The organism is Clostridium sartagoforme (assembly GCF_039521405.1).
Lineage (GTDB): Bacteria > Bacillota > Clostridia > Clostridiales > Clostridiaceae > Clostridium > Clostridium sartagoforme.
In genome coordinates, this window is record NZ_BAAACH010000038.1 from 254,234 (window position 1) to 277,644 (window position 23,411).

The 23,411-nt window shown below is 27.0% G+C and carries 27 protein-coding genes and 1 riboswitch; of the genes, 23 read left to right on the plus strand and 4 right to left on the minus strand.

The window, feature by feature from the left end:
• Positions 1 to 52 precede the first annotated feature (52 nt).
• Positions 53 to 991 carry a ribonuclease Z gene (locus tag ABDZ60_RS16785; protein ID WP_343779707.1) on the plus strand — a complete coding sequence of 313 codons (939 nt, stop codon included), beginning with the start codon at positions 53 to 55 and terminating at the stop codon, positions 989 to 991.
• Between the two features lie 24 nt (positions 992 to 1,015).
• Here ABDZ60_RS16785 and ABDZ60_RS16790 read toward each other — a convergent pair whose 3' ends face one another.
• Positions 1,016 to 2,005: a DUF4003 family protein gene (locus tag ABDZ60_RS16790; protein WP_047001343.1), complete on the minus strand. Its 990-nt coding sequence runs from the start codon at positions 2,003 to 2,005 to the stop codon at positions 1,016 to 1,018.
• Between the two features lie 189 nt (positions 2,006 to 2,194).
• Here ABDZ60_RS16790 and ABDZ60_RS16795 point away from each other — a divergent pair, with 189 nt between their 5' ends.
• From ABDZ60_RS16795 to ABDZ60_RS16880, 18 genes are all read left to right on the plus strand, one after another.
• Positions 2,195 to 3,190, plus strand: coding sequence for an ABC transporter substrate-binding protein (locus ABDZ60_RS16795; RefSeq protein ID WP_343779712.1), 996 nt, complete (start codon positions 2,195 to 2,197; stop codon positions 3,188 to 3,190).
• Positions 3,165 to 3,932, plus strand: a complete 768-nt coding sequence (locus ABDZ60_RS16800) for an ABC transporter permease (RefSeq protein WP_343779714.1) — start codon at positions 3,165 to 3,167, stop codon at positions 3,930 to 3,932. Before ABDZ60_RS16795 ends, ABDZ60_RS16800 begins: the two co-directional genes overlap by 26 nt.
• Entirely contained in the window at positions 3,925 to 4,521 is a 597-nt protein-coding gene (locus tag ABDZ60_RS16805; protein ID WP_343779716.1) for an ATP-binding cassette domain-containing protein, read from the plus strand. Before ABDZ60_RS16800 ends, ABDZ60_RS16805 begins: the two co-directional genes overlap by 8 nt.
• Positions 4,522 to 4,742: 221 nt before the next feature.
• Complete coding sequence (gene mobB, locus ABDZ60_RS16810) at positions 4,743 to 5,252, plus strand: molybdopterin-guanine dinucleotide biosynthesis protein B (protein ID WP_016206752.1); 510 nt, start codon at positions 4,743 to 4,745, stop codon at positions 5,250 to 5,252.
• A riboswitch (molybdenum cofactor riboswitch) is annotated at positions 5,244 to 5,382 on the plus strand. (Overlaps the previous gene by 9 nt.)
• A gap of 219 nt (positions 5,383 to 5,601) precedes the next feature.
• The gene (locus ABDZ60_RS16815; RefSeq protein WP_047001341.1) at positions 5,602 to 6,807 is read left to right on the plus strand and encodes a molybdopterin molybdotransferase MoeA; all 1,206 of its coding nucleotides are present in this window, start codon (positions 5,602 to 5,604) and stop codon (positions 6,805 to 6,807) included.
• A gap of 8 nt (positions 6,808 to 6,815) precedes the next feature.
• Complete coding sequence (locus ABDZ60_RS16820) at positions 6,816 to 7,391, plus strand: molybdenum cofactor guanylyltransferase (RefSeq protein WP_343779720.1); 576 nt, start codon at positions 6,816 to 6,818, stop codon at positions 7,389 to 7,391.
• Positions 7,391 to 7,882 (plus strand): MogA/MoaB family molybdenum cofactor biosynthesis protein, encoded by a 492-nt coding sequence (locus ABDZ60_RS16825; RefSeq protein ID WP_016206755.1) that lies wholly within the window; start codon positions 7,391 to 7,393, stop codon positions 7,880 to 7,882. Before ABDZ60_RS16820 ends, ABDZ60_RS16825 begins: the two co-directional genes overlap by 1 nt.
• A 61-nt stretch (positions 7,883 to 7,943) precedes the next feature.
• The gene (locus ABDZ60_RS16830; RefSeq protein WP_343779722.1) at positions 7,944 to 8,960 is read left to right on the plus strand and encodes a molybdopterin-binding protein; all 1,017 of its coding nucleotides are present in this window, start codon (positions 7,944 to 7,946) and stop codon (positions 8,958 to 8,960) included.
• Positions 8,961 to 8,969: 9 nt separating this feature from the next.
• A complete protein-coding gene (gene moaC, locus ABDZ60_RS16835) occupies positions 8,970 to 9,464 on the plus strand; it encodes a cyclic pyranopterin monophosphate synthase MoaC (RefSeq protein ID WP_047001338.1) in 495 nt (164 codons plus the stop codon).
• Between the two features lies 1 nt (position 9,465).
• Positions 9,466 to 10,437: a GTP 3',8-cyclase MoaA gene (moaA, locus tag ABDZ60_RS16840; protein ID WP_343779726.1), complete on the plus strand. Its 972-nt coding sequence runs from the start codon at positions 9,466 to 9,468 to the stop codon at positions 10,435 to 10,437.
• Between the two features lie 4 nt (positions 10,438 to 10,441).
• Positions 10,442 to 10,897: an MOSC domain-containing protein gene (locus tag ABDZ60_RS16845; protein WP_343779729.1), complete on the plus strand. Its 456-nt coding sequence runs from the start codon at positions 10,442 to 10,444 to the stop codon at positions 10,895 to 10,897.
• 201 nt (positions 10,898 to 11,098) lie between these two features.
• Positions 11,099 to 13,183: a molybdopterin oxidoreductase family protein gene (locus ABDZ60_RS16850; RefSeq protein ID WP_016206760.1), complete on the plus strand. Its 2,085-nt coding sequence runs from the start codon at positions 11,099 to 11,101 to the stop codon at positions 13,181 to 13,183.
• Between the two features lie 9 nt (positions 13,184 to 13,192).
• A complete protein-coding gene (locus tag ABDZ60_RS16855; protein ID WP_343779732.1) occupies positions 13,193 to 13,606 on the plus strand; it encodes a 4Fe-4S dicluster domain-containing protein in 414 nt (137 codons plus the stop codon).
• A complete protein-coding gene (locus tag ABDZ60_RS16860) occupies positions 13,606 to 14,829 on the plus strand; it encodes an NAD(P)/FAD-dependent oxidoreductase (protein WP_343779734.1) in 1,224 nt (407 codons plus the stop codon). Before ABDZ60_RS16855 ends, ABDZ60_RS16860 begins: the two co-directional genes overlap by 1 nt.
• A 132-nt stretch (positions 14,830 to 14,961) precedes the next feature.
• Positions 14,962 to 15,912 (plus strand): TDT family transporter, encoded by a 951-nt coding sequence (locus ABDZ60_RS16865; RefSeq protein WP_343779736.1) that lies wholly within the window; start codon positions 14,962 to 14,964, stop codon positions 15,910 to 15,912.
• A 147-nt stretch (positions 15,913 to 16,059) separates the two neighbouring features.
• Entirely contained in the window at positions 16,060 to 16,986 is a 927-nt protein-coding gene (gene cysK, locus ABDZ60_RS16870; protein ID WP_016206765.1) for a cysteine synthase A, read from the plus strand.
• 215 nt (positions 16,987 to 17,201) lie between these two features.
• Positions 17,202 to 17,633 (plus strand): RrF2 family transcriptional regulator, encoded by a 432-nt coding sequence (locus ABDZ60_RS16875; RefSeq protein WP_047002175.1) that lies wholly within the window; start codon positions 17,202 to 17,204, stop codon positions 17,631 to 17,633.
• Positions 17,634 to 17,894: 261 nt separating this feature from the next.
• Positions 17,895 to 18,269, plus strand: a complete 375-nt coding sequence (locus ABDZ60_RS16880; protein ID WP_047002174.1) for a hypothetical protein — start codon at positions 17,895 to 17,897, stop codon at positions 18,267 to 18,269.
• Positions 18,270 to 18,354: 85 nt separating this feature from the next.
• Here the strand turns inward: ABDZ60_RS16880 and ABDZ60_RS16885 are convergent, their stop codons facing one another.
• Positions 18,355 to 18,603: a TIGR03905 family TSCPD domain-containing protein gene (locus ABDZ60_RS16885; RefSeq protein ID WP_016206768.1), complete on the minus strand. Its 249-nt coding sequence runs from the start codon at positions 18,601 to 18,603 to the stop codon at positions 18,355 to 18,357.
• Between the two features lie 207 nt (positions 18,604 to 18,810).
• Here ABDZ60_RS16885 and ABDZ60_RS16890 point away from each other — a divergent pair, with 207 nt between their 5' ends.
• Complete coding sequence (locus ABDZ60_RS16890) at positions 18,811 to 19,707, plus strand: YncE family protein (RefSeq protein ID WP_343779741.1); 897 nt, start codon at positions 18,811 to 18,813, stop codon at positions 19,705 to 19,707.
• On the opposite strand, the gene ABDZ60_RS16895 is transcribed toward ABDZ60_RS16890, so the two are convergent.
• Positions 19,704 to 20,237 carry a DUF4364 family protein gene (locus ABDZ60_RS16895; RefSeq protein ID WP_047002172.1) on the minus strand — a complete coding sequence of 178 codons (534 nt, stop codon included), beginning with the start codon at positions 20,235 to 20,237 and terminating at the stop codon, positions 19,704 to 19,706. The two genes, ABDZ60_RS16890 and ABDZ60_RS16895, sit on opposite strands and share 4 nt — an antisense overlap.
• A 124-nt stretch (positions 20,238 to 20,361) precedes the next feature.
• Between ABDZ60_RS16895 and ABDZ60_RS16900 the strand changes: the two genes are divergently transcribed.
• Both ABDZ60_RS16900 and ABDZ60_RS16905 read left to right on the plus strand, forming a co-directional pair.
• The gene (locus tag ABDZ60_RS16900; RefSeq protein WP_047002171.1) at positions 20,362 to 21,120 is read left to right on the plus strand and encodes a polysaccharide deacetylase family protein; all 759 of its coding nucleotides are present in this window, start codon (positions 20,362 to 20,364) and stop codon (positions 21,118 to 21,120) included.
• 113 nt (positions 21,121 to 21,233) lie between these two features.
• A complete protein-coding gene (locus tag ABDZ60_RS16905; RefSeq protein WP_040436603.1) occupies positions 21,234 to 21,899 on the plus strand; it encodes a single-stranded DNA-binding protein in 666 nt (221 codons plus the stop codon).
• 50 nt (positions 21,900 to 21,949) lie between these two features.
• Here the strand turns inward: ABDZ60_RS16905 and dapD are convergent, their stop codons facing one another.
• A complete protein-coding gene (gene dapD, locus ABDZ60_RS16910; RefSeq protein WP_016206772.1) occupies positions 21,950 to 22,663 on the minus strand; it encodes a 2,3,4,5-tetrahydropyridine-2,6-dicarboxylate N-acetyltransferase in 714 nt (237 codons plus the stop codon).
• A gap of 154 nt (positions 22,664 to 22,817) precedes the next feature.
• On the opposite strand from dapD, the gene ABDZ60_RS16915 reads away from it, so the two are divergent.
• On the plus strand, positions 22,818 to 23,354 hold the full coding sequence (locus tag ABDZ60_RS16915) for a cob(I)yrinic acid a,c-diamide adenosyltransferase (protein ID WP_047002170.1): 537 nt from the start codon (positions 22,818 to 22,820) through the stop codon (positions 23,352 to 23,354).
• Positions 23,355 to 23,411: the final 57 nt, after the last annotated feature.

The window sequence follows — 23,411 nt, forward strand, 5'->3', positions numbered from 1 at the left end:
AGTATACATATTGTAATTTTGCAAAAAATAATTTAGAAAGAAGGTGTTTAATTTGATTGATATATCACTATTAGGTTGTGGTGGAGGAATGCCTATGCCAAATAGAAATTTATCATCTTTATTTATAAATTATAGAGGAAGAAAAATATTAATAGATTGTGGCGAAGGAACACAAGTAACAATAAGAAAAATGGGGCTTGGATTTAAAGCAATAGATTTAATTTTAATAACACACTTTCATGGAGATCATATTGTAGGACTTCCTGGGCTTCTTTCAACAATAGGAAATAGTGGAAGAGAACATCCTTTAACTATAGTTGGGCCTATAGGAATTACTAATGTAGTAAATAGTCTTAGGGTTATTGCTCCTTATTTACCTTATGATTTAAATATAATAGAAAATCCTACAAAATTATATTTAAATCTAAAAAAAGATATACTTCAAATAGACACAAGTGAAAAAAGTGATTTGGTTTTAAAAACTATAGAACTTGAACATTCAGCTATTTGTTTAGGATATAGTCTTTATTTTAAAAGGAAGAAAAAGTTTGATATAAATAAAGCTACCAATATGAATGTACCAAAAATTTTATGGAATAAATTACAAAAGGAAGAAAAGATAGTTTATGAAGGGATAAGATATGACTACACTATGGTTTTAGGAGAAGAAAGAAAAGGAATTAAATTAAGTTTTATAACTGATACAAGACCTCTAAGTAATATATGTAACTTTATAAAAGATAGTGATTTATTTATCTGTGAAGGTACTTATGGAGATGATAATGACATAGATAAAGCTATAAAAAATAAGCATATGACCTTTAGAGAAGCAGCAACTTTAGCCAAGGATGGTGAAGTGAAAGAAATGCTTTTAACTCACTTTAGTCCTGCTATGATTAATCCAAATGAATATTTAGAAAATGCAACAGAAGTTTTCAATAATGTAACAATAGGAGAAGATGAAATAATAAAAACCTTAAAGTTTACATAGTAATCTTTAAGGCTTTTATAAAAATTAACTACTAGAAGAAGCTGCTATAGCAGCAGAAGAAGCCGCAGTTGCTGCTGCTATTTGCATTATAAGAACAATATTTAAAGATATATTATTAGTTGTCTCAATTAACTTCTCTTTAGTTAAGGAATCACTATTTTCTATAAATTCTAATGAAAGTAAGGATGCTATTATCATATTTCTTACAGTTGATCCTAAAGAGAAACTTCCGAATCCATGTTGCTTTTTTAGATAATTATTTGCTGAATTTAAATCAGTAGCAAATTTCTCGTAATCTATATTGGTGAGAGCAGCAACTCCTAAAATTGGAAGAGAATAGCTTTTTAAAGGAACAGAATGATTTCTTAAAATTTTATCTAACAAAAGTACTTTATTACATTTTTCTTGTGGGAATCCTTCGAAGAGAGATAGTATATGAGATAAAGCTTGAAGATTATTTCCACTATAAAAACCATTATTTTTTAGAATATTATAACATTCTTCCATATCTATAAATGTTTGTTCTACGTTATTTGAAGTTGTTGCAATAAGAGCTGCAGCACAAATATCTTCCTGACCAGTTAAAAATAAATGATTTTTTTTCATAGTATCATAAGCTTTTCTAGTATTTACAACTATTAAATCGACATCATTTATATTTCTATAATTATAGATTATTTGAGCTGCTAAAACTAAAAATTGATTATTGAAGAAATGATTTTTTAATTTATTATATATTATTATAATATCATTAAAACTTTCTTCAGGATTATTTTGTATAGACAAATTGACAGCAGTAGTTAAAAGATTATTACCTCTAAAGTTAGAAAAAATAGAAGAGTTATTCCTTATTATATCTATACAATTGTTAATTTTTTCTACATCTGCATTTCTATTTCTTAATGTTAAGTTTAAAGCGTTACATTTTTTAAAAGTACCCATACCAAGGGTTGATTTTACATTATCTAATAGCTTACTATTTTTAATAAGTAGTTCAATTTTATCATCTACCATAAACTCTCATCTCCTTAAAATTTATAATAATATTATAACTATAAATTAAAATTAATTCAATATAAAAAAACTCTTTATAAGATAAAAAATAACTCATAATACCATATAAGTTTATAAGTATTTAAATTTGAGTATATTAACATTAGTGATATAATGGTAATATGTAGTAAAATATGGAGGTTAGATAAAATGAAAAAAAGTAATAAAGTGAAAGTAATTATTTTATTTATGATTACAATGCTATTGACGTTGACAAGCTGTAAAGGAGAAGTAGAAGAAACTATAATAGACGATAAAGAAGTAAAAGAAGTATCAGTAGTTGTACCAAATGGGGTTCCAGCTACAGCAATTTCAAAGCTTATAAAAGAAAATATACAGGTTGATAATAAGCACATTATTAATTATTCTATAGAAAATACAGCAGATACATTAGCAACTGCAGTTATGAAAGGAGAACCAGATATAGCTATAGTACCATCTAACCTTGCAGCACAAGCTTATAATAAAGGCCTTGGATATAAGTTAGTTGGAACAACTGGCTTCGGAGCTTTATATTTGATTTCAACTGAAGGTGAAATAAATTTTAATGACATTAAAGGAAAAGAGATATATAACATAGCTAATGGATTAACTCCTGATATAGTTTTTAAAGCTTTATTAAAGCAAAATGGAATTTTAAATGATGTTACTTTAAGTTATGTTGGAGGTGCTACAGAATTAGCACCAGCTATATTAAGTGGAAAAGCTAAATATGCAGTTGTTCCTGAACCAGCTTTAACAACTATATTAAGTAAAAAACCTAATATAAGTATAGTGGCTAGTTTAAATGACTTATGGAAGGAACAATTTAATAGTGAAAAAGGTTTTCCACAGGCAAGTATAATAGTTAAGGAAGAAATAATAGCCAATGATAAAGATTTTCTTGAAAAGTTTATAACTAAAGTAGATGAATCAGTTAAATGGGTAAATGATAATAATAAAGAAGCAGCACAATATTCGGTTGAAAATGGTTCACAAGTAGAAACCTCTATAACAGAAAAGTCAATAAAAAATAGTAATATAAGCTTTTCAAAGGCAAAAGATAATAAAGAGGATTATATAGATTACTTTAAAGTTTTAGAAAGTGAAAATTCAAAATCAATAGGAGAAAAGGTACCAGATGAAAAATTCTTCTATGAAGGATAAAAGAATAATATTCATATCACTACTTATAATAGTAGTGATATGGATAATTTTATCCAATAAAATTAACAATTCTATTTATTTGCCTAAGATAAGTGAAATATTAATAGAAATAATAAGTATAGTAAAAGAAAAGCAATTTTTATTAAATATAATAAATTCATTATTAAGAGGCTTCATAAGTTTTTTTATAGCACTAATAATAGCTGTGTTCCTAGGGATAGTATCAAGCTTCAATAAATTTATCTACAATTTTTTATATCCAGTAAACTCAATATTAAAATCAATACCAACAATAGCTTTTATACTAATTGCACTAATTTGGTTAAATAAAAATTATGCACCTTATTTAATTGGAATTGTAATAGCTTTTCCAATATTATATGAAACAACAATTAATTCACTTATAAATGGAAATAGTTATTTAAATGAAATGGTTGAAGCTTTTAGGGTTAGTTTTTTTGATAAACTTTTTAATATACATATTCAATCAATAATAATAAGTATATCATCTATAGCAACATCGACTTTTTCCTTAGTTTTGAAAGTAGTAATTGCAGGAGAAGTTTATGGACAACCGTCTTATGGAATAGGAAGTGCTATACAAGGTGAAAAAATTAACTTTAATACATCAGGTATATTTGCATGGATAATTATAGTAGCAATGCTATGCTATGTAACTGATAAATTTATTATATGTTTTTTAAATATTCTTATTAAAGATAGGAGATATATGATTGATTAAATTTAATAATATTAATATTAGCTTTGGAGATAAAGTGTTATATGATAATTTTTCTATAGAATTTCAGGAAAATGCTATAAATTATATAATGGGTGAATCTGGAATAGGAAAAACTACTTTAATAAAATATATAAAAGATGATTTATTTTTGAAAAATGTTGATATTAGTGTTGTTTTTCAAGAAAGTAGATTAATACCCTGGAAGAATATTTATAAGAATTTAGAAATAGTAATAAAAAATAAAGTTATGAAAGAAGATAGAAAAATAAAAATTAAAACGATATTACAAAATATGAATTTAATAAATTGCGAAAAGTTGTATCCTCACGAGCTAAGCGGTGGAATGCAACAAAGAGTAAGTATAGCTAGAGCACTACTCTATAATGGAGAAGTTTTTATTATGGATGAACCATTTAAGGGATTAGATAAAGAAAATAAAGAAAATGTCATTAGATTTATAAAGAAATATATATATGAAAATTCTAAAACGGCAATAGTAATAAGTCATGATATAGAAGAAGCAAAGAGGTTTGCTGATAAAATAATATTACTTAAAAATGAGCCTGTTACTAAAGAGATAATTAAATAGTTATGTTTAAGCGTAGAATTGCTAAAACTTTTACAAGGGAAATGCTTAAAGAATATTAAATGCAATAAATTTGAATTAATAGAAGTAATAAAGGAAAAACTAATATTGAGGATAAAATTTAATTAATGATATAGTTTACAGAAGGATTATTATAGAAAATCTAGAATATAATAAGTATAAGTTTAAGGATAATAATTTAAAATACTTAAAGGATGGAAATTATGCCAAAGGTTATTAATATAATCGGAGAAAAATCAAATGTGGGAAAAACATTTGTAATTGAAGGTTTAATAAGAGAATTAAGAAGTAGAAATTTAAGTGTAGCAACAATTAAACATGATATTCATGAATTTGATATTGATAAAAAAGGAAAAGATACATATAAACATAGAGAAGCAGGTTCAGAAACTATAATAATATCCTCTAGTTCTAGACTTGCGATAATAAAAGAATTAAAAGAAGAAACTAAATTTTATGATCTAATAAATATAGCTATAGATAAAGATATAATTTTAGTAGAAGGATATAAGAAAAGTAATTTAAGAAAGATAGAAGTATATAGAAATGGTGTTAGTAGTAAAATAATAACGCCCAAGAATAATCTTATAGCAATAGCAAGTGATGTAAACTTAAGATTAGATAATATTTTAGTTGTAGATAAAAATGATTTTAAAGAACTTGCTAATTTAATAGAGAAAGAAGAAGATTTTAAATTTGAAAATTATCAATAATATTTTCTAGAGCATAGTATTACCTAAGGATACAATCTATGGATTCTATGCCTGAATTATAAATTCACAGGGTGTTTATTTGAAAAAATAGCATCTCCACGATTTGGGAAGGAAAATAAGTTGACTTAAGTATATAATTACTTATAAAATATAAATTTTAAAATAATATTAAGGTTAATTTTAAGATTTATACATTAAGTAGATTTTAGCACTATAAAAGGTGTTTATTTATATTTAAATTAAAGGCTTATTACTCACCCAATTTATGAGTAATAAGCTTTTTGTATAGAAAATACAAAGCAATATTATTTTAAAAGAATTATTATATAAATTTTAGAGGAGGAAGAATGTGAGATCCTTTATATCATTAAATGAAGCACTGGAAATATTAAACGAAAATGTAGATAATTTAGATATTGAAGAAGTAGATTTAATTAATGGATTAAATAGAGTAGTATCTGAAAATATATATGCACAAATAAACAATCCACCTTTTAATAAATCTGCCATGGATGGATATGCATTTATTTGTAATAATAAAGAATTAATTAATAAAAGATTAAAGATAATTGATAAGGTTTATGCAGGAGGAGTCTGTAATAACATTGTAAGTGAAGAAACAGCAATTAAAATAATGACAGGAGCACCAATTCCAAAAGGAGCAAATGCTGTTATAAAACAAGAAGATGTAGTTATAGAAGAAGATTATATTATTTTAAGAAAAAATATAAATGAAAATGAGAATATTTGTATAAAGGGAGAAGATATATTACAAGGAAGCTTACTTTTAAAGTCAAATAAAAAACTTAATTATGCTGACATTGGAATTTTAGCTAGTTCAGGAATAAATAAAATAAAAGTATATAAAAAGCCTAAAGTGGCATTTATAAGTACCGGTGATGAAGTTATTGATATTGGTTTTGAGCTTAAAGAAGGAAAAATTTATAACAGTAATAAATATTCTATATTATCTAGATTAGGTGAACTTGGATATGATGTTAAATATATTAGTCATATAAATGATGATTCTAAGGAAATAGGTAATTGTATTGAACAATTGTCTAAGAAGGTAGATTTAATAATTACAACCGGAGGAGTTTCGGTAGGAGAAAAGGATTTACTTAAAGAAGCCATAGATATAACAAGTGGAGAAAAGCTTTTTTGGAAAATTAATATCAAACCAGGTTCAGCAGTTTTATGTAGTAAGATAAATAAGTCAATTATACTAAGTTTATCAGGTAATCCAACAGCTGCACTAACAACTTTCGAACTATTAGTTAAGCCAACTCTTGAGAAATTATCTGGATATAAAGAAATCAAAATAAATAGAGAAAAAGCAATATTATTACAAGACATCAAAAAGAAAAGTCCTCAAAGAAGATTCATAAGAGGATATGTAGAAATTGATAATTATAGACAATATGTACATATAACACAAACTAAATCAGGAAATGGAATACTTAGTTCTGCAATAAATTCAAATTGTATAATTGAAATAGAAGTTAATAATGATGGAAAAAGTAAAGGTGATTTAGTAGATATTATAAAACTTTAGGAGAAAAGATGATAAATAAAACATTAGCTATTTTAGCAGGTGGAAAAAGCAGTAGGATGAATTATAATAACAAAGCATTATTACTTTTTAAAGAAAAAACATTTATAGAAAGTATAATATATGAAGGAAAGGATTTTGATGAAGTAATAATTATATCTAATAATAAAGAAGATTATACACAGTTTGGTTTGAAAGTTTTTAATGATATTTATTTAGGAAATGGGCCTTTATCCGGAATACATTCAGCACTTAAAAATTCGAGAAATGAGAAGGTTTTTTGTATTGCTTGTGACATGCCTTTAATTACAAAAGATATCTTAAAGTTTATAAGTGATATAAATGAAGAATATGAAGTTTTAGTACCTAAAATAAATGAAAAACTTCAACCATTATGTGCCATATATTCTAAAGGACTAATTCCTAGAGCTGAAGAAGCTTTAATAAATAATGAAAATAAATTAAAAAAGTTTATAATGTCAACAAAATATAAAGTGTTAGAAGATAAAAAATATAAAGTGCTAAGTGAAAAAGAGTTTTCAAATATAAATACAATTAATGAATATAATGATTTGGAGGAAATTTAATGTACACTGTTGGAATAATAACAAGTAGTGATAAAGGGTATATAGGAGAGAGAGAAGACAAAAGTGGAGCAGTTATTAAAGAAATAGTAGAAAATGCAGGTTTTAAAGTAGAAAAAATGATAATTGTACCTGATGAAAATGAGATGTTAAAAAAAGAATTTATATATATGAGTGATGAACTAAAGGTTAATTTAATATTAAGTACAGGTGGTACTGGATTCTCCCAAAGAGATATAACTCCAGAGGCAACCAAAGAAATAATTGATAGAGAAGCACCAGGAATTTGTGAAGCTATAAGAATGTATAGTCTCCAAATAACTAAAAGAGCAATGCTTTCAAGAGCCGTATCAGGTATAAGAAAAGATACATTAATAGTAAATTTGCCAGGAAGTCCAAAAGCATGTAAAGAAGCTTTAGATTTTATATTAGATGAGTTAAAGCATGGAATTGATATTTTGATTGGGGAATCAAAGGAATGTGCGAGAAAGTAAACATAATTATATTTAAAAAAATTATTAGAAATATTATTAATTTTATAGGAGATTAAGTAAAATGAAAATGATAAGTGTATATGATTCTGTTGGGTGTATATTATCTCATGATGTTACTCAAATAATACCAGGAGAATTCAAAGGAAGACTTTTTAAAAAGGGTCATGTTATAAAAGAGGAAGATATTGAAAAATTATTATCCATAGGCAAAGAGCATATTTATGTATGGGAACCTAGTGAAGGAGAATTACATGAAAATGATGCTGCAATTAGGATTTCAAACCTTGTACTTGGAGAGGGTGTCTGTAAATCAAAAGAAATCAAAGAAGGAAAAGTGGACTTTTTTGCAGATATAGATGGAGTTTTAAAAATAAATAAAGATGAATTATTTAAACTTAATAGTCTTGGAGAAATAATAGTATCAACACTACATAATAATACTCCAATAAGAAAAGGTGAGAAAATAGGTGCAACAAGAGTTATTCCATTAATAATTGATGAAGATAAGATAATTAATGCAGAAAAATTAATAAAAAATAAAATTATTTATGTGGAAAAAATAAAGTCTAAGAAGTGTTTACTTATAACAACAGGTAATGAAGTCTATAATGGAAGAATAAAAGATGCCTTTTTACCAGTTATAAAATCAAAGCTTGGATATTATGGCAGTGAAGTAATAAAGCAAGTTATTTTACCAGATTCTAAAGAAAAAATAATAGAAGAAATAAAAAATGGATTAAGTGAAAATGTAGATATGATTGTATGCACAGGGGGAATGTCAGTAGACCCAGATGATGTAACACCAACTGCTATAAAAGAATGTGGCGGAGAACTTGTTACTTATGGATCACCAGTATTACCAGGAGCTATGTTCTTATTAGCTTATTATAAAGATACACCTATACTTGGAGTGCCAAGTTGTGCAATGTATTCAAAAAGAACAGTATTAGATTTAGTACTACCAAGAGTACTATCAGATGAAAAATTAACTTTAGAGGATATAGCAGCTTATGGACATGGAGGATTGTGCTTAGATTGTAAGATTTGTACTTTTCCACATTGTTCTTTTGGAAAGTAGGAGGATATAATGAATAGTAAATTTACTCATTTTGATAATAATGGCAATGCAAAGATGGTAGATGTATCAGAAAAGAAGAAAACTGAAAGAGTTGCAATTGCAATTTCTAAAATAAAAGTAAGCAAAGAAACATTAGAACTTATAAAAAAAGGGGAAATAGGTAAAGGGGATGTTTTAGGAGTGGCTAGAGTTGCGGGAATAATGGCTAGTAAGCAAACATCTAATTTAATACCTATGTGTCACCCTTTAATGATATCGAGTTGTAATATAGATTTTGAAATAAATGATGAAGATAGTAGTATTGAAATTAAAGCAACTGTAAAAATAGTAGATAAAACAGGAGTTGAAATGGAGGCTTTAACTGCAGCTACGATTTCAGCATTAACAATATATGATATGTGTAAAGCTGTAGATAAAAGAATGGTTATAGAGTACACTCATTTACTAAAAAAAACAGGGGGGAAGAGTGGAGAGTTTGATTTTTATGATAGCTCTTTAAAATAATATGAAAGATAAATATGGCAGAGAAATAGACTATTTAAGAATTTCATTAACTGATAACTGTAATTTAAGATGCATATATTGTATGGAAGAAAAAGATAATAATTTTCTTAAAAATGAAGATAAACTAACTAATGATGAAATATGTAAAATAGTATGTGAAAGTGCAAAGCTTGGTATAAAAAAAGTTCGATTTACTGGCGGAGAGCCTTTAGTTAGAAAAGATATATTAGAACTTATGCAAAGAATAAATAATATACCATCTATAAAAGAAATATATTTAACTACAAATGGAATATTACTAGAAGAAAATCTAGAGATTTTTTCGAAGTCCGGATTAAAAGGTGTTAATATAAGTTTAGATTCCTTAAATGAAGAGAACTTTAAGAAATTAACTAGATTAGGAGATTTGAAAAAGGTACTATCAGCAATAGATAAATGTATATCACTTGGAATTAAAGTAAAATTAAATACTGTTATAATAAAAGGAATTAATGACAAGGAGATAATAGATTTTGTTAATTTAACTTTAAAGAATCCAATAGATGTAAGGTTTATAGAACTTATGCCAATTGGGATAGGAAGCAAATATAAAGGAATTAATAATGAAGATATTATAGAAACTATTAAAAATAATTATAAGAGATTTGAAGAAGTTAAAAAAAATAAAAGTGGGGGTCCAGCAACTTATATAAAATTAAATGGTGCTAAAGGTAAAATTGGATTTATAAGTGCAATAAGCAATTGCTTTTGCGAAGAATGTAATAGAATTAGATTAACTCCAGAAGGATTTTTGAAACAATGTTTACATTTCAATTATGGTATTGATTTAAAGAAATTAATTAGAAGTGGAGTTTCTGATAAAGATTTGTCACTTGCAATATACAATAGCATTTTTGATAAACCAGAAAAACATTTATTTATGCAGAAAAGTAAAGACAAAGAATTAAAATTTATGAATCAAATTGGAGGATAGAAATATGAGCAAAGTTTTAGCTATATGTACAAGTAAGCATAAAGGAACATTAAAAAATGAAATAGAAGAAGCAACCTTTATAGAAGAGTTTGGGATAGAAGGTGATGCTCATGCAGGTAAATGGCATAGGCAAGTAAGTTTATTAGCATTTGAAAAAATTGATGAATTTAGAAATAAAGGTGGAGACGTAGATTTTGGTGCATTTGGAGAAAATTTAGTAATAGATGAAATTGAGCTAAATAAACTTCCAGTTGGACAAAGATTAACAGTAGGAGAAGTACTTTTAGAAGTAACTCAAATTGGTAAGGAATGTCATGATAAGTGTGCTATATATTATCAAGTTGGAGAATGTATAATGCCGAAAAATGGTATATTTACTAGGGTATTAAGGGGCGGAAAAGTAAGAGTTGGAGATGAGTGCAATTTAACAAATATGGAAAAGAAAGTATTTTCCTTGTAACGAAAACATCTTAGCATTTAGTTATGAAATAATTGAATGCTAAGATTTTTTTACTTTTTAGAGTAGCAAAAAAAATTAATTTTATGGATATTTTTATGATATCTTCATTTTACATAGGTTATGTATTTTTATTAAATGAATACAAGAAGTAAATATTAGAAATAATATTTATAAAATGGATAGATTTAAAGGAGAAATTATATGAGAATTGTTAGATCTACTTGCAATTATTGTTCTATAGCATGCAATTTTGATTTCCATGTTAACGAAAATGATTTTATAGAAAGGGTAGTACCAGCAAAGAATTATCCTGTGAATAAAGGTTTTTGTTGTATTAAAGGTCTTAATTTAGATAAACAAAATACTATTTATGAGAACCCAGTACTGCCACTTTTAAAAAATAAAAAAGGACAGTTTGAACATATATCTTGGGGAGAAGCATTTAATATATTTGCGAATAAGATTAAAGATATACAAAATCGGTATGGAAAAGAAAGTTTTGCATTTTTAAGTACAGGGCAGTTATGTACTGAAGAAATGGCACTAGCTGGGCATATAGGAAGAAATTTTTTAGGTGGTAATGGAGATGGAAATACTAGACTTTGTATGGCAACTGCAGTTGTAGCATATAAACAAAGTTTTGGCTTTGATTCACCGCCATACACCTTTGAAGATTTAGAACTATCCGATGTAGCAATATTTATTGGCTGTAATCCGGTAGTAGCTCATCCAATTCTTTGGAGAAGACTTGTTGATGGCAGAGGTGAAGATTCAAAACTTATAGTAATTGACCCAAGAAAAAGTGAGACAGTTAGTAATGCAGATATTTGGATTGATTTAAAACCAAAGAGTGATTTAAGACTTTTATATACATTAGCAAATGTGCTAATTGAAAAAGAATGGATAGATAAAGAGTTTATAAAAAATAGCACCGAAGACTTTGAAGGCTTTAAAAGCCATGTTAAAAAATATGATATAAATGATATTGAAGAGCATACAGGAATATCCAAAGGAAGAATATTAGATCTTGCAAAAATAATTCATGAAGGAAAAAGAGTATCGTTTTGGTGGACTATGGGGGTAAATCAAGGATATCAAGCAGTTAGAACTGCACAGGCTATAATAAATTTGGCGCTTATGACTGGAAATATAGGAAAACCTGGAACAGGAGCAAATTCAATAACAGGGCAATGCAATGCTATGGGATCAAGATTATTTAGTAATACAACAGGACTTTACGGAGGCGGAGAATATAGTAATAAGGATAGAAGAAAAGTTGTAGCAGAAGCCTTAGATATTGATGAAGATATGTTACCTAAAAAATCAAGTATTCCATATGATCAAATAATTGAAGGCATTAATAAAGGAGAAATAAAAGCTCTTTGGGTGATAGCTACAAATCCAGCAGCATCTTTTATAAATAATTTAGAATTTAAGAAAGCTGCTGAAAAACTAGAATTCTTAGCTCTTCAAGATATTTATAGCGATACAGAAACTGCTAAATATGCGCATCTTATACTTCCATCAACAAATGGATTAAAAAAGGAAGGGGTTCTCATAAATACAGAAAGAAGAATATCTAAAATTCAACCAGTAATTCCTAAAAAGGAAAATGAATTATCAGACTATGATATAATGCTAGGAATTGGCGAAGCTATTGGAATGGGAAAACTTTTGGAGAAATGGAGAACTCCAAAGGATGCTTTTGAAACAATAAGAGAATGTACTAAGGATATGCCTTGTGATATTACAGGAGTAGAATATGATGATTTAATAGTATCGCAAGGAATACAATGGCCATTTAGAAAAGGAGAGAAATTAGATAGTAAAGAGAGAAGACTCTTTGAAGATAAAAAGTTTTATACTCCTAGTAAAAAAGCAAAATTTATTTATGAGGATATAAGTGAAATGCCATATGAGCAAAATAAGGAATACCCCTATATTTTAAGTACAGGAAGGGCCACTGCAGGTCAATGGCATACACAAACAAGAACAAGGGAAATTCCAGCAGTAGAAGCAATAATTGTTAAAGAAGGATATATAAATATTAATACAGATACGGCAGAAAAGCTTGGCATTAGAGAAAATGAAAAAGTTAAGGTAACTGCACCTAATGGATTAAGCAATAATTTTCTAGTTAAGTTAACTAGAACTGTAAAGAAAGATCATGTTTTTGTACCAATGCATTATATAGAGTCAAACTCTGTATTACCATCAGTGTTTGACACTTATTCAAGAGAGCCTAATTATAAGTATGTACCAGTAAAAATAGAAAAAATAAATTAGGAGATTAATATGAAAAGAATAAAAATAAATAGAAAAAAATGTATAGGATGCTTAACTTGTGTTACGGCCTGTACGGTAGCTCACGGATCAAGAGATACTAGAGGTAGAATAGTTATTGATAGTGAGGGAAAGTATGCGCCTATATACTGTAGGCATTGTACTAGACCAGAATGTGTATATGCATGCCCTACTGGAGCAATGAGAAGAGATGATGAAAGTGGCTATGTAATTTATGATAAAAGTCGTTGTGCAAGTTGCTTTATGTGTATAATGGCTTGTCCTTATGGAGTATTAAAGATGGATTATCAAACTAATAGAGAAGTTATGAAATGTGATATGTGCTTATCTACTGAAAGTGAGTATCCACAATGTGTAGCTAAATGTCCTATGGGAGCTTTAACCTTAGAGGAGGTATATAGATAATGGTATATGTTATAGTTGGTGCATCAGCATCAGGAATTAATGCAGCTAAAACAATTAGAGAATATGATAAAGATGCAGAAGTTATTTTAGTATCAAAAGATGATAGAGTATATTCAAGATGTATACTTCATCATTTTTTAGATAGTAGAAGAGATATTAAGGATTTAGATTTTACTCCCAAAGATTTTTTTGATATGTATAATATAAAATGGTTAAGAGGAATTGAAGTTATAGGAATAGATATTAAAGAAAAAGTTTTATCTTTATCAAATAAGGAAAGTTTAAAATATGATAAAGTTTTACTTGCAGCTGGAGCTTCTTCTTTTTTACCACCAATAGAAAATTTAAGAACTTCTAATAATATAATTGGGCTTAGAAATTTAGATGATGCAATAAAAATTAAAGAGCTTACTAAGAAAGTCAAAAATGTTGCTATTTTAGGAGCAGGATTAGTTGGAGTTGATGCTTTAGCAGGACTTTTAGATTATGATGTGAATTTAACAATGATTGAAATGGGAGATAGAATGCTTCCCCTTCAATTAGACAAATATTCTGCAAATGTATATGAAGAAAGGTTAAGAAAAGAAGGAGTTAATTTTAAGTTTGGTGTAAGAGCAGAAAAGGTGATTGTAGATAATGATAATAATCCAGTTTCAATAAAGCTTAATACAGGAGAAGAAGTACCTTGTGAACTCATTATAGCTTGTGCTGGTGTTAGAGCAAATGTAGGATTCTTAAAAGATACTGGAATTGAATGTGATAAATTTGGACTTATAATAAATGCAAAAGGTGAAACAAATGCTAAAGATGTATATGGAGCAGGAGATATAACAGGAAGAAATCCTATTTGGCCAACGGCTGTTAAAGAAGGAATAATAGCGGCAAATAATATGGTTGGAAAAGAAACATTTATGGAAGATTACTTCGCTAGTAAAAATACGATGAATTTTTGCGGTGTGGCTACTATGTCATTAGGTATAGTTACAAAGCCTGACGATGATTATGAAGAAATAGTAGATATTGATGGTAAGGATTATAGAAAAATAATTTATAAAGATGGAGCAATTTATGGAGCTATAGTTCAAGGAGATTTATCTTATGTAGGAGTATTGACACAACTTATAAAACAAAAAATAAATGTTGATAAAGTTAAAAAACCTTTATTTGACATTGATTATTCTGACTTCTTTAATGAAACAGAAAATTTAGAATTTGTATATTGATTTAAATGAGAAATTAATAATTATAATAATGTGATAGTCATAAATATTTTATAACTATATAAGTAAAAGATTAATTAGTTTTATCAAAACCTCATTATTATCAATGCTTAATAAATGGCTTAGGAGGGAACCATGAAAGAAAATCTATTTTTGAAAAAAGTTGAGAATTTACCTATTGCGGTAGTGCCAGCTATGGTAGGTGCAGCTACATTATCTAATATTTATTATTTATTAGGATACATATGGATAAGGCACTTAACTATGTGGATTGCAACAGTTATTTTATTAACTTATATAGTTAAAATTTTATTATTTTATCCTACTTGCAAAAAAGAGTATTTTAACACGGTTCCATCTAGTCTTTATGCAGGAATAACTATGATAACTATGATTCTAGGGTCATATTATTTTGATTATAATAATAAATTTGGGAAAGGTCTATGGATTTTAGGGGTAGGGGTGCATGCAGTGCATATAGTAGTATTTACATATAATAATGTAATAAAGGGATTAAACAAAGATACTTTTCTTCCAAGTTGGTATGTGACATATAATGGAATAATGGTTTCTGTAGTTGTAGGAGCTTCTATGAAAGAGCCTTTAATAAATAAAATAGTTTTATATTATGGTATTGTGGCTCTACTAATTATATTACCATTTATGATTTTAAGATTAATAAAAGTTCCTGTAAAGGATGCAGTATTTCATACTCAAGCTATTTTGCTTGCTCCTTCAAGTCTTTGTGTGGTTTGTTATATAAATATTGAAGATAACGCTAACAATCTAGTATTATATTTATTATATCTTTTAGTTTTTGGTACGCTTTTATTCGTATTGTTAAAGCTTCCTAAATTTTTTTCCTATAAATTTACGCCATCTTTTTCAGCATTAACCTTCCCTATGGCAATAGCAACATTAGCTTCAATAAAAATGTCATCATTTCTAAATTATAAAGGATATAAATTATTAAGTAATATATTAAAAGAAATATCAGGGATACAAATATATGTTACAACAGGTATAATAGTATTTGTACTATTTAATTTTTTTATGATATTTATAAAAGACATTAAGAGAAAATAAGAGTAATTTTAAAGAAGGCATACAATAATAATGATATAAATTTTTTCTTCAAATTTATAAAAAGGTATTCACAAATGATAAAAAAAAGAGTAATATATAAGTATAAATAAACATATCGGAATAGTAGGATATAAAGGAGAGATAAAAATGAAAATAGCAAAAAGTTTAGTAGAATTAATAGGAAATACACCATTATTAGAATTATCTAATTACAATTCAGAAAAGGATCTTTTAGCAACAGTAATTGCAAAGTTAGAATATTTTAATCCAGGTGGTAGCGTAAAAGATAGAATTGGATATGGAATGATAGTAGATGCAGAGAAAAATGGAATTTTAAATAAAGATTCAGTAATAATAGAGCCAACAAGTGGAAATACGGGTATAGCGTTAGCTTTTGTTTCAGCAGCAAAGGGATACAGACTTATTTTAACAATGCCAGAAACTATGAGTTTAGAAAGAAGAAATCTTCTAAAAGCTCTAGGGGCAGAATTAGTGCTTACACCTGGAACAGAAGGTATGAAAGGTGCAATAGCTAAAGCAAATGAACTTAAGGATACAATTGAAAATTCAGTTATTTTACAACAATTTGAAAATCCATCTAATCCAGAAATTCATAGAAATACAACTGCAGAAGAAATCTGGAGAGATACGGATGGAAAAGTTGATATATTTGTAGGTGGAGTTGGTACAGGAGGTACTATTACAGGAGTTGGAGAAGTTTTAAAAGCTAAAAATCCTAATGTTAAGATAGTTGCAGTTGAACCAAAAAATTCTCCAGTTATATCTGGTGGAAATCCAGGGCCTCATAAAATTCAAGGTATAGGAGCAGGATTTATACCTAAAAATTTAAATGTTTCAATTATAGATGAAGTTATTACTGTTGACAATGAAGATGCATTTAATGCTTCAAAAGATCTTTCAAGAACAGAGGGATTATTAGTAGGGATATCAGCAGGAGCAGCAATAGTTGCAGCACAAGAATTAGCAAAAAGGGAAGAAAATAAAGGGAAGAATATCGTAGTACTTTTACCAGATACAGGTGAAAGATATCTTTCAACAGATTTATATAAATAATTTAAAATAAAGTCATTGCTATTTGTAGTAATGACTTTTATTATTAATGTATAAGGTATATAAGTTAAAATAAATAGTTCATACTAAAATAAACAACTTTAAACTTATAGTGCTATAAAAATATAGATTATTAATTTAAATATATATATAATAAAGGTTAATTAGATATTTAATTTTTATAATGATAGTAGAATAAAAGGAAAAAAGGTGATTATGTGAAAATTTCGACTAAAGGAAGATATGGCTTAAGAGCCTTAGTAGACTTAGCTATAAATATGGAATCTGAAAATGTAAGTATAAAAACAATATCAGAAAGACAGAATATATCAGAAAGATATTTAGAGCAAATATTTTCTTTGCTAAGAAAAGGTGGAATTATAGTAGGAAGAAAAGGAGCTCAAGGAGGGTATTCTTTAAGTAAAAATGCAAGTGAATTATCTATAAGTGAGATATTAAAAGTATTAGAAGGTGAAAATATTTTTATAGATATAAATGATGATGAAGAAAATGAAATAGAAGATTTTATAAACAAGAATTTATGGAGAGAAATTAATGATAAGATAAATGGTTATTTTTCAGCTATAACATTAGAAGATTTAGTTAATGACTATAAAAAATCAAAAGATACAATAATATATTATATATAAAAAGAAGTGGAAATTGCCACTTCTTTTTATATTATCTAATATAATAATATGATAAAAATATTTATATGATAACATAGAATAATATCTTTTAAATTAATAAAAATTATATACAAATTAATTAGTATTTTAATTAAAAATAAATATGAAATTTTAAAATAATGATAATTAGTCTATACCTTATAAGCAATAAGTAATATTGTACTAAAGCAGCTAAAATGCTATAATGTAATTGATTTCAAAGAGAGGTGGATGGTGATTCCTATGTATAAAAAAAATCTAAAAAATTTATCAAGATTCATAACTGTTTGTATTACTAGTTTTATAGTTTCTATTATTTTAGGTCAACTTATTTCTAGTTTTAATGGATATCATTTTAGAGATGTAATTTTTGTAGAAGGAATACTTATATTAATGATAGGCATATTTTCGGCTATAGGAGGAAATCCTATGAGCTTGTCTCTTCAAGATTTTGGACAAATCAATCCACAATGGTTAGCAAATATTAGTTTAGAAACAAATGAAATTGATAGAAAAAGAATAGTTGATTCATGTAAAGTAATTATAAATATAGATATAATCAATTTATCATTAATGATAGGTGGATTTATAGTTTTATTAATAAGTCGTATATTATAAAATATTAGAAATTTAAGGAGCTACCGTAAGGCAGCTCCTTAAATTTTAAAAATACAAAACTATATATTTTAAAATAAAATCTTTTTTATACCAATTTCTTATATTCGTCTAATGCTTTAGAAAGCTGGTCAGGACAAGATGTACCCTTAGTTCCACATTCGATTCCTTTTAACTTATCTATTGCTTCATCAATATTCATTCCATTAACTAGGGTTGACAAGGCAATAAGATTTCCAGCACAACCTCTAACAAAATTCACATTTTTAATAATGCTATTTTCTACATCTATATGTATTTCAGTAGCACAAACCCCTTTAGTTTTATAAACAAACATAATAAATACCTCCTAAATTATATACAGTATTCATTATATATGCATATTAAATAGAAATGAAGAGAAAATGTGGAAATTTGATATAAAAGATAAAAAAATGTCCCATTTTTGAGTGAAACCCATATATTATAATGTACATATTGTTATGCAATATAGTATGGACTAATTTTATCTTAGTAACTATTTTCTATTTGAGGGAGGTGCTATATGAATTCTTTGATTGTTTGTAATACAGGTAGTGATTCCATAAATAAGATATCACTAGAAAAATTATTAAGTGGGAAAAAAGTGATAAATGAGGAAGTGTTTTTAGAACTTGGAGAAAGACCTTTAGGACCTAGCAGCATCTGTTTAGAAAAAGATATAGCTTATACAACTAATAGTTATAGTAATTCTATATCAATAATAAATCTTAATATATTAAAGGAAGAAAGTAGTATATATGTAGGAGCACATCCAAATGATTTAGTTAACTATGATAATTATCTATATATATCATGTTCTGAATCTAATACTATTGTTCTTTATGATTTAAAAGAAAGAAAAGTAGTACTAGATATAGGAGTAAATAATTGGCCTAATAATATAGAAAAATGTAGAGAGAAAGGATTGATATTCGTATCTAATTTTCAAAGCAATAATGTATCAGTTATTGATGTAAATACTAATAAGGTAATTAAAAATATAAAAACATTAGAATATCCAACCAAAGTAAAAGTTTCTAATGATAGAACTTTATTGTATGTTTGCGAAAGTTATATTGGAGATGATAAAGATGGGTATATTGAGATATTCAAATTATCTAATTTAGAATCTGTATATAAAATAAAAGTTGGAAAAGTTCCTATGGATATTTTAGAAGATAATAAAAATATTTATATTTGTAATTTTGCTGATGGAAGTATTAGTATAATAGATAAAAAGAATTATAAAATACAGAGAAAAGTTACTTTGGGAGGTATGCCTAAATCAATAATCATATATAGAGAAATAGCCTTTGTATCTGATTATTTAAGAGGAAGAATTATGTGCATTGATTTAAATAAAAATGAAATAAAAGTCATAACAGTAGGAAAAGAACCTAATGCTATGACTTTATATTAGTTTTCATCATCAAATAATGAATTCATAATTTTAGTATAAATTTCAGAAGGATTGTTTTTCCAACGATTGCATAAAGATAGTGCTTGCTTCTTAGAAGGAACTGATACCTTAAGAGAAATTAAAAGGTTTTTATTTTCAGAAGCTTGTAAGTCTACTATAAATCCATTATCCTTAGCTAAAGTATAATCGCTATGAATAGTTAATTCCTTTTTTATAGAATCAAGCATTGTAAGGAGATAATCATCGATTATCTTCTTTTTTATTGTTGAAATTCTATCAGAAAAAAAGGATAATACATTTGCTCCTTTTTCAGTTATACATATTAAATTTCTATCATTTACTACTTCATATTTCAAAAAGTCTGATGAAACAAGCTCGCTAATATATTGTTGAAGTGTAAAATAGTTTATAAAGTTATTTTCTAGTATAATTTCGGTTAGCTGAGTATTAGTTATAGGGGATTTTAAAGATTCCATCACATATAAAACTAGCAATTTATTTTCTGCCAATTCAGCTGAATTTTCGTACATATTAAACCTCCTTTTTAGAAAGTATAAATTAATTATATCATAAATTTTACTAAGTTTATATTATAGTAATTAATATTATTTATAAAGAATATAAATAAATGATAGCAATTTAAAGGAGTTTCTTGTGAAAAGAAGATATAGAGTTTTAATTAGCGTATCACTATTAGTAATTACTATAGTTGTTTCTATTTTATTTGAGGGTGAACTAAAATATGTTTTTTCAAGCACTTTCAATGAAGGACCTATCTATAGGGTAAATAAAGATGAGAAAGTGATATCATTAAGTTTTGATATAAATTGGGCTGAAAAAGATGAAATTTATAACATATTAGAGGTACTAGATAAATATAATGTAAAGGCAACCTTTTTTATTATGGGAGGTTGGGTAAATTATAGTGAAGAAAATAGAGAAAAGCTTATTAAGATAAAGGAAGGAGGCCACGAAATAGGAAACCATAGCTATATACATCCTATGTTCACTAAAATTGATGAAAATAGGATGAAAGAAGAACTAGAAAAAACAGATAAAATAATAGAAGAAACAATTGGGATTAAGCCTAAATTATTTAGATTTCCTAGTGGGGATTATAATAAAAAAGCTTTTGATTATGTAAGTAGTAAAGGCTATAAATGCATTCAATGGGATGTTGATTCTGTTGATTGGAAAGAAAGGGGTGCTGATGAAGAGTATAATAGAGTTATTAAAAAAGTAGCCCCAGGATCAATTTTACTTTTCCATAATAATGCAAAATATACGCCGGGAAATTTAGATAGAATAATAAAAAGTCTTGAAGATAGTGGATATTCTTTTGCTACAGTAGGAGATATCATATATTATGAAAATTATTATGTTGATGATAAAGGCGAGCAAATAAAAAAATAAAATAAAAAATATTGAAAAATGATGATATAATGTATTATAATGGAAATATATCCAGTGGGGTTACAAAAATTACAATCGATTAAATTTATTACTAAGGGAGAGAGGGGTTAGTGATGGACAACTTGATGTTAAATAATAAGATTTATTTAGAGGGAAAAGTAATATCAGAATTGGAATTTAGCCATGAAATGTATGGGGAAGGGTTTTATACGTTTTCAATGGAGGTTATGAGGCTTAGTGATTCAGTTGATGTTTTAAACATAACAGTATCAGAACGACTAATTGCTAATATGGATTTATCTATTGATAAGGAAATAATAGTAGATGGTCAATTAAGATCATATAATAAGTTTGTTGATGGAGCTAATAAACTCATATTAACTGTATTTGCAAGAAATATTGAACCTTGTATTGAAAGAAGTAAAAATCCAAATGAAATATTCTTAGATGGATATATATGTAAGGAACCTGTTTATAGGACAACTCCCTTTGGGAGAGAAATTGCTGATGTACTATTAGCAGTAAATAGAGCATATAATAAATCAGATTATATTCCTACAATAGCATGGGGAAGAAATTCAAGATTCTGCCAAACTTTAGAGGTTGGAGATAATATTAGAGTTTGGGGAAGATTACAAAGTAGAGAATATCAAAAGAAGGTTAATGACACAGAAGTAATGAAAAAGATAGCATATGAAGTTTCTGTATCAAAGATGGAGAAGGTTCAAAATGATAATTTAGATTCAGAGCATGAAGTTACTGAACAAGAAGTAATGTAGTATAAAATAAAGGTGAAGAGTTAAACTTTTCACCTTTTATTATGTATTAATCATTTTCTTAAATCATCTAAAATTTTCACTTTATCCTTTGTCTGATCATCAACGATTTTAATTATTTTAGCTGGGCTACCAGCCACAACTACTCCAGAAGGAACATCTTTAACAACAACAGATCCAGCAGCTATAACAGCACCATCGCCTATTTTAACTCCTTCTAATATAACAGAGTTTGCACCTATTAGCACATTATCACCAATTTCACAAGGCGACTTACTTGGTGGTTCTAAAACTCCTGCAACTACAGCTCCAGCTCCAAGGTGAACATTTCTACCAAGTTTCCCCCTAGCACCAACTACTGCATTCATATCTACCATAGTGCCTTCACCAATTTCTGCGCCAATATTTATTACGGCCCCCATCATAATAACAGCATTTTTATCAATCTTCACTCTGTCCCTTATTATTGCACCAGGTTCTATTCTAGCATCTACATCTACAAGATTTAACATAGGAATAGCAGAGTTTCTTCTATCATTTTCAATTCTATAATAATTAATAAGTTTATTATTATTATTAATAAATTCATTTACCACATTATGTTCTCCAAAAAGAATATAAAAGTTATTATTTCCATACCATTCTATATCTTGTATATTAGCATTACTTAAATCTCCATTAACATATGCTTTAACAGGTGTTGTTTTTTTTGAGTCCTTTATAAATTTTGCAATTTCATAAGGATCTGTTAACTCATTATAGCTCATATTATACCCTCCTATACTATAAAGTTAGAATGAAAAAATTATATCAATATATTTCATGTATATCAATAGAAAGTAAGTAAAAAAGTGTTAAAATATATTATATTTACAATGTAGGGATATATAATGTACAATTTATAAAAAAGGAGTTGATAAAATGAAACTTGAAAAAGGTCTTGTTCAAGTGTACACAGGCGATGGCAAAGGAAAAACTACCGCTGCAATAGGGCAAGGTATGAGAGCCTATGGAAATGGATTAAAGATATATATGGTTCAATTTTTAAAAGGGGGACCAACAGGAGAATTAAAAACAATTGATGAGCTTAATGATAACTTTAAAATATTTAGATTTGAAAAGCCAAGAGATTTTGTTTGGAATTTAAATGAAGATGAAAAGGAAGAATTAAAAAGAGAAATTAAAGAGGGATATAAATTTATTATAAATACTATAAAAGAAAATAAATGTGATGTTTTAATAATAGATGAAATAATGGGAGTCTTATACAACAAATTTTTAACTGAAGAAGAAGTTATATACATTATTGATAATAAGCCACAAAGTATGGAACTTATATTAACGGGAAGAAATATACCAGAAGCAATTTTGAAGAAGAGTGATTTAGTTACAGAAATGAAATGTATTAAACATTATTTTGAAAAAGGTGTTGGGGCAAGAAAAGGAATTGAGTACTAGATTTATTTTGCGAAGCAAAATTCTAGGTAAAAGGTAACAAGTAATAGGAACAGTTAT

Bases quoted from the DNA above. Each gene is read 5' to 3' on its own strand.
- ABDZ60_RS16790 (WP_047001343.1), bottom strand. From the start codon at position 2,005: ATGGTAGATGATAAAATTGAACTACTTATTAAAAATAGTAAGCTATTA.
- ABDZ60_RS16795 (WP_343779712.1), top strand. From the start codon at position 2,195: ATGAAAAAAAGTAATAAAGTGAAAGTAATTATTTTATTTATGATTACA.
- ABDZ60_RS16800 (WP_343779714.1), top strand. From the start codon at position 3,165: ATGAAAAATTCTTCTATGAAGGATAAAAGAATAATATTCATATCACTA.
- mobB (WP_016206752.1), top strand. From the start codon at position 4,743: ATGCCAAAGGTTATTAATATAATCGGAGAAAAATCAAATGTGGGAAAA.
- ABDZ60_RS16820 (WP_343779720.1), top strand. From the start codon at position 6,816: ATGATAAATAAAACATTAGCTATTTTAGCAGGTGGAAAAAGCAGTAGG.
- ABDZ60_RS16825 (WP_016206755.1), top strand. From the start codon at position 7,391: ATGTACACTGTTGGAATAATAACAAGTAGTGATAAAGGGTATATAGGA.
- ABDZ60_RS16830 (WP_343779722.1), top strand. From the start codon at position 7,944: ATGAAAATGATAAGTGTATATGATTCTGTTGGGTGTATATTATCTCAT.
- moaC (WP_047001338.1), top strand. From the start codon at position 8,970: ATGAATAGTAAATTTACTCATTTTGATAATAATGGCAATGCAAAGATG.
- moaA (WP_343779726.1), top strand. From the start codon at position 9,466: ATGAAAGATAAATATGGCAGAGAAATAGACTATTTAAGAATTTCATTA.
- ABDZ60_RS16845 (WP_343779729.1), top strand. From the start codon at position 10,442: ATGAGCAAAGTTTTAGCTATATGTACAAGTAAGCATAAAGGAACATTA.
- ABDZ60_RS16850 (WP_016206760.1), top strand. From the start codon at position 11,099: ATGAGAATTGTTAGATCTACTTGCAATTATTGTTCTATAGCATGCAAT.
- ABDZ60_RS16855 (WP_343779732.1), top strand. From the start codon at position 13,193: ATGAAAAGAATAAAAATAAATAGAAAAAAATGTATAGGATGCTTAACT.
- ABDZ60_RS16860 (WP_343779734.1), top strand. From the start codon at position 13,606: ATGGTATATGTTATAGTTGGTGCATCAGCATCAGGAATTAATGCAGCT.
- ABDZ60_RS16865 (WP_343779736.1), top strand. From the start codon at position 14,962: ATGAAAGAAAATCTATTTTTGAAAAAAGTTGAGAATTTACCTATTGCG.
- cysK (WP_016206765.1), top strand. From the start codon at position 16,060: ATGAAAATAGCAAAAAGTTTAGTAGAATTAATAGGAAATACACCATTA.
- ABDZ60_RS16880 (WP_047002174.1), top strand. From the start codon at position 17,895: ATGTATAAAAAAAATCTAAAAAATTTATCAAGATTCATAACTGTTTGT.
- ABDZ60_RS16885 (WP_016206768.1), bottom strand. From the start codon at position 18,603: ATGTTTGTTTATAAAACTAAAGGGGTTTGTGCTACTGAAATACATATA.
- ABDZ60_RS16890 (WP_343779741.1), top strand. From the start codon at position 18,811: ATGAATTCTTTGATTGTTTGTAATACAGGTAGTGATTCCATAAATAAG.
- ABDZ60_RS16895 (WP_047002172.1), bottom strand. From the start codon at position 20,237: ATGTACGAAAATTCAGCTGAATTGGCAGAAAATAAATTGCTAGTTTTA.
- ABDZ60_RS16905 (WP_040436603.1), top strand. From the start codon at position 21,234: ATGGACAACTTGATGTTAAATAATAAGATTTATTTAGAGGGAAAAGTA.
- dapD (WP_016206772.1), bottom strand. From the start codon at position 22,663: ATGAGCTATAATGAGTTAACAGATCCTTATGAAATTGCAAAATTTATA.
- ABDZ60_RS16915 (WP_047002170.1), top strand. From the start codon at position 22,818: ATGAAACTTGAAAAAGGTCTTGTTCAAGTGTACACAGGCGATGGCAAA.